At 36.9% G+C, this 6,515-nt stretch carries 8 protein-coding genes (1 of these 8 running past the window's edge); 1 reads left to right on the top strand and 7 read right to left on the bottom strand.

All coding sequences use genetic code 11. The features are described from left to right. Positions 1-180, bottom strand: the 5' portion of a protein-coding gene (locus MKY90_RS01410; protein ID WP_341090141.1) for a SprT family protein. 276 nt of this gene lie to the left of the window's left edge; 180 of the gene's 456 nt are visible here — the first part of the coding sequence; the start codon lies at positions 178-180; its stop codon lies beyond the left edge, outside the window. A gap of 210 nt (positions 181-390) precedes the next feature. Here MKY90_RS01410 and cmpA point away from each other — a divergent pair, with 210 nt between their 5' ends. After that, positions 391-507 (top strand): cortex morphogenetic protein CmpA, encoded by a 117-nt coding sequence (cmpA, locus tag MKY90_RS01405; protein WP_001143642.1) that lies wholly within the window; start codon positions 391-393, stop codon positions 505-507. A gap of 57 nt (positions 508-564) precedes the next feature. Here cmpA and MKY90_RS01400 read toward each other — a convergent pair whose 3' ends face one another. The 6 genes from MKY90_RS01400 to acpS all read right to left on the bottom strand — a co-directional run bounded on the left by MKY90_RS01400 (position 565) and on the right by acpS (position 6,509). After that, positions 565-2,733: a Tex family protein gene (locus tag MKY90_RS01400; protein WP_002124824.1), complete on the bottom strand. Its 2,169-nt coding sequence runs from the start codon at positions 2,731-2,733 to the stop codon at positions 565-567. Between the two features lie 68 nt (positions 2,734-2,801). Beyond that, positions 2,802-3,152, bottom strand: coding sequence for a type II toxin-antitoxin system endoribonuclease NdoA (ndoA, locus tag MKY90_RS01395; RefSeq protein ID WP_000635965.1), 351 nt, complete (start codon positions 3,150-3,152; stop codon positions 2,802-2,804). Positions 3,153-3,156: 4 nt separating this feature from the next. Continuing rightward, on the bottom strand, positions 3,157-3,444 hold the full coding sequence (locus MKY90_RS01390; RefSeq protein ID WP_000004570.1) for an antitoxin EndoAI: 288 nt from the start codon (positions 3,442-3,444) through the stop codon (positions 3,157-3,159). Between the two features lie 311 nt (positions 3,445-3,755). Further along, on the bottom strand, positions 3,756-4,925 hold the full coding sequence (gene alr, locus MKY90_RS01385; RefSeq protein WP_098168589.1) for an alanine racemase: 1,170 nt from the start codon (positions 4,923-4,925) through the stop codon (positions 3,756-3,758). A gap of 117 nt (positions 4,926-5,042) precedes the next feature. Then, entirely contained in the window at positions 5,043-5,993 is a 951-nt protein-coding gene (locus tag MKY90_RS01380) for a LolA family protein (protein ID WP_002124820.1), read from the bottom strand. A gap of 156 nt (positions 5,994-6,149) precedes the next feature. Further along, complete coding sequence (gene acpS, locus MKY90_RS01375) at positions 6,150-6,509, bottom strand: holo-ACP synthase (protein WP_002009969.1); 360 nt, start codon at positions 6,507-6,509, stop codon at positions 6,150-6,152. Positions 6,510-6,515 lie beyond the last annotated feature (6 nt).

Raw genomic sequence — 6,515 nt, 5'->3', positions numbered from 1 at the left:
CTCTTCTTTTCCATATACTTCGTAATATCGATAATTCAATTCTATATTATGATTCTTCAATAGATAGCGCCCACCAGTTGTACGTAACCTACTATTAAACATCGCTTTATGTAAAAACGGCATTCCAAAGCATTGTAACGATACCTCTTCCACTAACCGCTGAATTTCTTGCTCATCCATTCTCATTCCTCCTAAACTAAAAAATATTTCCACACTTTTCTCCCTTCTTATACATATAGTAAATAGTACATATACCCATCCTCATTCAAGAAGCGTGATTTCTAAAAATGCAGCATTGCTAGAAATCCACTCACCAACCTCTCATCAAAGTTACTTTAACTAAAAGGAGCTACTTTTTTTGAGAGCAGGATTAAACAAGGAGGGATTCCTATGCCCACGTGGCTAAAGAAACAAATGCAACGTGCATATTTCGAGAAAAACCGGTATCAAATCAAGTTACTAAATGAATGCTGGTTTTATTATAGTAAAATACATCAAAGCTCATAATCAATTAAACTTTCCAGTTCATAAAAAGAGAGCAGTTTCATCTGCTCTCTTTTCTTACTATTCAATCGGTAACATTGATAATGCAACACGACCTTTTTTCGTATCAATATCATCTACCCATACCTTTACAATTTGTCCCACGGATACAATATCTAATGGATGCTTTACAAATTGTTTGCTTAGTTTAGAAATATGTACTAAACCATCTTGCTTCACACCAATATCAACAAAGGCACCGAAATCAACAACATTGCGGATCGTTCCCTCTAATTCCATACCACGCTTTAAATCTTCTAATTTTAAAATCCCCTTTTTCAAAAGTGGCTTTGGCAACTCATCCCTCATATCTCGCTCCGGGCTAATTAAAGCATCCATAATATCAACTAATGTCGGCTCACCAATCTCCGTCTCTTGAGATAATTTAGAAATATCTACTCCTTCGAAACTCTTTTGCAAGTTTGGTTTCCCCACATCATTCTTTGATAACCCTAAGCTCTTCAATAGCAATTCAACATTTTTATATTGTTCTGGATGAATCCCTGTGCGATCTAACGGATTCGCTCCTTCTAATATACGTAAAAACCCGATACATTGTTCATATGTTTTTGCACCTAAACGTGGGATTTTCTTTAATTCAGTACGCTTCGTGAATTTCCCATCTTCCTCACGCTTAGCTACAATGTTTTTCGCAACTGTTTTTGATAATCCCGAAACATATTGCAACAATGCAACTGAAGCTGTATTTACATTAACACCAACTCGGTTAACTGCTGTCTCTACTACAAATGTTAATGATTCATTTAATCTCTTTTGAGATACATCATGTTGATATTGTCCCACCCCAACAGATTTAGGGTCAATTTTCACAAGTTCTGCAAGTGGATCTTGTAGACGTCTCCCAATTGAAACAGCACTTCTTTCTTCAACCTGTAAATTTGGAAACTCCTCGCGAGCTACATCAGATGCTGAGTACACACTAGCACCCGCTTCATTTACAATAATGTAAAATACATCTCGCTCTACATTTTGTAATACATCTACTATAAATTCTTCCGTTTCCCTCGAAGCTGTACCATTTCCAATCGCTATCATTTCAACTTCATATTTATCTATAATTGAAATGATTTTCGTTTTTGCATCCTCATATTTACGAGCAGGCGGATGCGGATAAATAACATCTATGTGAAGAACTTTTCCTGTATCATCTACTACAGCTAATTTACAACCGGTTCTATATGCTGGATCTACCGCTAACACAACTTTCCCTTTCATCGGAGGTTGTAATAATAAATTACGTAAATTCTCAGAGAAAATATGAATCGCTTGTTCTTCGGCCGTTTCCATTAATTCTTTACGAATTTCTCTTTCTATTGAAGGTTGAATTAATCGCTTATATCCATCTTCCATCGCTAATTGTACATAATGCGCACTTTTAGAAGCTTCATCAAGAATCATTTTTTTATGTAAAAACTGAAGAATTTCTTCAATTGGCGTGATAACAGAAATTCTTAATACGTCTTCCTTTTCACCACGATTCATAGCTAGTACACGATGCGGCACTACTTTTTGCAACGGTTCTTCATAGCCATAATACATTTCATATATATTCTTTTCATCTTTTTCTTTATCTTTTACAGATGAAGACATAATCCCTTTTCGGAAAGTAGTATTGCGAATCCAACTACGATATGCCGCATTATCCGAAACAAGTTCCGCAATAATATCTTGCGCACCTTGCAACGCATCTTCTGCAGACGCCACTTCCTTTTCTGCATTAACAAATTCCATAGCCTTCTCTGCTGGATTTTCTTTTTTATATAATAATAGCCACTCAGCTAACGGTTCTAATCCCTTTTCTTTAGCAATTGTAGCTTTCGTTCTTCTTTTTTCTTTATATGGACGATATAAGTCTTCTACTTCTTGAAGTTTTGTTGCAGCAACAATATGACGACGCAACTCTTCGGTTAGTTTACCCTTTTCACCAATAAGACGAAGAACCTCTTCTTTCCTATCTTCTAGTTGCATCATATATTGCCATCTTTCTAAGATTGCACGAATTTGCACCTCATCAAGAGACCCTGTCCATTCTTTTCGGTAACGAGCGATAAATGGAACTGTGTTACCTTCTTCTGTTAATTGAATAACATGACGAACTTGCTTTTCTGTAAAGCCTAATTCTTTCACTAACATTTTCATTAACCCTTGTCGATTATCTACCATTTCCATATCCAACCGTAACCTCCTCTATAATAAAAAAAAGTTGCCCTGTAAAGAGAGCAACTTAAACTGCCGATTTAAAAATCTATTAGTCCTAAACTAATTTGTAACGCTTCATCTACACGACTCATCATCACTTCATCCAAATGAGTGATTTTGTCCGTTAAGCGTTGCTTATCGATTGTTCGAATCTGCTCAAGTAAAATAACAGAATCCCTCTCAAAACCGTACTTTTTCGCATCAATTTCCACATGAGTGGGTAATTTCGCTTTTTGAATCTGTGCAGTAATAGCCGCTACAATCACAGTCGGACTAAAACGATTTCCGATGTCATTTTGAATGACAAGAACCGGACGAACGCCTCCTTGCTCAGAACCAACAACTGGGGAAAGGTCTGCAAAATACACGTCGCCGCGTTTTACAATCAAAATATTACCCCCCGCTAACTAAGCGTTCTACTGTATGAGCTGCTTCATACTCTGCTAAGAAAGCTTCAGATGCAATACCAAGATTAATTTTTCCCATTTCAATGTACCCACGTCGCATTGATTCATGTTGGTAGCGTTTCTTCGTCTTATGTTGACGCAATAACAGTTGTGTTGCCTGGCAAATTAGTTCATGGCGATTCTTATTCTCTTGTTTTCCAATTCCGTCCAATTCCGTTACCATTTGCTTTGGCAACCGAACCACGATTTCAGTAGTTACACTTGATTCGGACACAAAAATACACCTCCACCGTCAACTACACACCCAAATATATATATGACACCTATTGTAATAATACCATTGTATGGAGCCTGTTGCAAAGACTTCCTTATTCCTTGCTTATGTTTTCCAATTCATAAATAAAACATTCATCTTCTTTTACTTTTTATCTCTTTCAAACAAGAAATAAAGCAATCCTTCAGTAATATTTCATTGCAACTTATATTAATAACAAGTATAAAAAGAAGCTCCCCAGCGAAAAAGAGCCTATTCTTTATTAGTGAAACTCCTCCAAATGACGAGGTGCTGAGTAATAATACCTTCTTCTATATATCGTTCAAATAATTGATTACTTCTACAACTTTACCGTGTCGTATAAATATTCTCGGTACACGGAAGCTTATCGTTGCAATAATTTCATAATTAATAGTCCCGGAATATTCAGCAACCTCGGTAGCACTAATATACTCATCACCTTGTCTCCCAATGAGTGTAACTTTCGTACCAAGTGGCACTTCACAAGGAAGATGTATCATGAATTGATCCATTGTCACTCGCCCTACAATCGGTACTCTTTCACCGTTTACAAGTACCTTAAACCCTTGCAATCTTCTAAGCCAGCCATCTGCATACCCAATCGCAACTGTCGCAATCCATTCTTCGGTTCTCGTTCGGTATGTGACATTATAACTAATCCCATCCCCTTTAATCACTTGCTTAATATGAGCAACTTTCGTATGAAGTGACAACGCCGGTTCCAATTTAAACGGTAAAAAAGGACGTATTTCTACAGATGGGGATAGTCCATACATCGCAATACCAATTCGCACTGCATTAAATGTAATCCCTTGAAATCTTAACGTTGCAGCACTATTGGCTGTATGGACAAATTTAGGGTTCACTCCAAATTCTTTCAACCAACGTAACTGCTGCAAGAACGTATTATATTGCTTATCAAAGTAAGAAGTCTCAACCTCATCGGATGTTGCAAAATGTGTATATACTCCTTCTAACTCTAAAAATGGCGCGCCTTCTAAACTCTTTAAGAACCCCTTTAATTCTTTGCGTTCGCGTATTCCAATTCTCCCCATACCACTATCAAAATTAATATGGAATTTCATTATTGATGAACCATCCCAGAGCTTTATCGCGTCTTCTACCCATTCTTTTTGAAAAACAGTTAATACTACATCATTTTCAGCAGCAACATTTACATCACGAGGAGGGGAAGGACCTAATACTAAAATCGGTGCAGTAATACCAGCCCTCCGAAGCACTAAAGCTTCATCTAAAAAAGCAACTGCTAATCTTGTTGCCCCTGCTTCTAATGCGGTTTTAGCCACTGGTACATAATCGTGCCCATATGCATTCGCTTTAACTACAGCAAAAATTTCTACATCACTTGGAATGAACTCTTTAATATGCGTAACATTGTTATAGATCGCATCTAAATCCACTTCCACCCACGTGTCACGGTAAAACGGTGCTTCTTCCATAAATACACTTCCTTATACACGATATGCGAAGCTTATTCTTTTATATGCTTCTTTTATGAAATCCACCTTCAAACTAAGAAAAGACGTGGTGCACATATATCACCACGTCTAAGAAGTTTACTTCACCTGCTTCGCTGTAACCGAACGAGCAACCATCAACAACTCATTCGTCTCTAAACCTTTAGACACGAGCATATATTCTACTCCGTTATGTGACCACGTTACAGAGTCTTTCGTCAATGCACCAATCGTGAAACCAAGATCAACCGGCTCTCCACTTACACTTACCGCCGATGAGGCCTCTGCAACTTTTGACTTTTCTTGTATTAAAGTGAAGGATTTCTTACTTCCAGTGTATGTGAGTATTGCACGCTTGCCACTGTCTGTCTTCAACTCTTCTTCCTCTTTCAAAGTCATACCTTGCGGTGTATCACGTGGATACAAAATAGCAAACGGTTTGTCTTCTTTCGCTGCCGTCTGAACATCCACTTGTGCTCTAGACATATTTTGTTTCGTATCAAATGCACCTTTATCAAACTTTGCATCAAACTTTACTTTAGTGAAATCTACTTTTACAAGGACATTTTGATCATTATCCATCAGTTTCACAGAAACTGGTGTTAAATCACTTTTATTCAGCTTAATTTCTTGTTTCGGCAACATATTTTGATGTTGATAATTTGTTTTTGTTTTAAACACATAATACTTATCTGTTTTCTCGAAAGAGAGATTTTTCTTATCTTGCAAAATATCTCTTACAAGTGATTCATATAAATAAGCCTGGCTACTATTTTGCGGCCAATCACTTTGAAAACGGAAACTCTTATTAAGTGCCGGTGTTAATACAAATACACCTTCATCATTCCTTAAAATAATTTGACTCTGATCCTTTTTCGCATTCTGCAAATTCACACGATAATACGAAGGTTCTTTATGCCAAATTTCTACATTGTACTCTTGAGGTTCATTTCCTGTTTTAATAGATAATTTCGCTTCAGCTTGATAACTCTTCATACTTTTAACTTTCGTTTCTAAATCTCTCACAACATCTTCCTGTTTCTTTTCCATACAACCCGCCAACACAAAAACGGTCAATAAACCGACAAGAACTAAAAACAGACGCCTTTTCATCACTTCAGCCCCTTTGCCCCTATAAATGAATGGAAGATATGCCTTCCTTATCGCTACCTCAAATATATGAGACAAAGATATAAAATATGCAGACTAGCGTGACGAGCTTTCCAAAACAACTTGAGCAACGGCAAATTCTTTACTATGACTAATTGATAAATGAACAATATGCTCTGTATTTGTAATGATAATCGGCTTACCTCTATCATCATTCCTTACTTCAATATCTAAAAAACTCACTTCTTTCCCGATACCGGTCCCTACCGCTTTAGAATACGCCTCTTTTGCTGCAAATCTTCCAGCTACAAATTCTGTAAGACGACTTCCTTTCAGCCCCTCGGCAACACCACGTTCTCTTTCAGTTAAAATACGTTCCATAAATTTAAGCTTTCCATCTAGCATTTTTTCAATTCGATTTAACTCAATAATATCGATTCCAATCCCTACAATCATTTCAAA

The sequence above is a fragment of the Bacillus sp. FSL P2-0099 genome, from assembly GCF_038007445.1.
In the GTDB taxonomy this organism is placed as follows: domain Bacteria; phylum Bacillota; class Bacilli; order Bacillales; family Bacillaceae_G; genus Bacillus_A; species Bacillus_A mycoides.
Note: the sequence above shows the minus strand (reverse complement) of the source record. Positions and strands in the feature narration are given on the sequence as shown.

What these genes read in the sequence shown, in the direction of transcription:
- MKY90_RS01400 (WP_002124824.1), bottom strand. Translation starts at nt 2,733, where the DNA reads ATGGAAATGGTAGATAATCGACAAGGGTTAATGAAAATGTTAGTGAAA.
- MKY90_RS01380 (WP_002124820.1), bottom strand. Translation starts at nt 5,993, where the DNA reads ATGGAAAAGAAACAGGAAGATGTTGTGAGAGATTTAGAAACGAAAGTT.
- alr (WP_098168589.1), bottom strand. Translation starts at nt 4,925, where the DNA reads ATGGAAGAAGCACCGTTTTACCGTGACACGTGGGTGGAAGTGGATTTA.
- acpS (WP_002009969.1), bottom strand. Translation starts at nt 6,509, where the DNA reads ATGATTGTAGGGATTGGAATCGATATTATTGAGTTAAATCGAATTGAA.
- cmpA (WP_001143642.1), top strand. Translation starts at nt 391, where the DNA reads ATGCCCACGTGGCTAAAGAAACAAATGCAACGTGCATATTTCGAGAAA.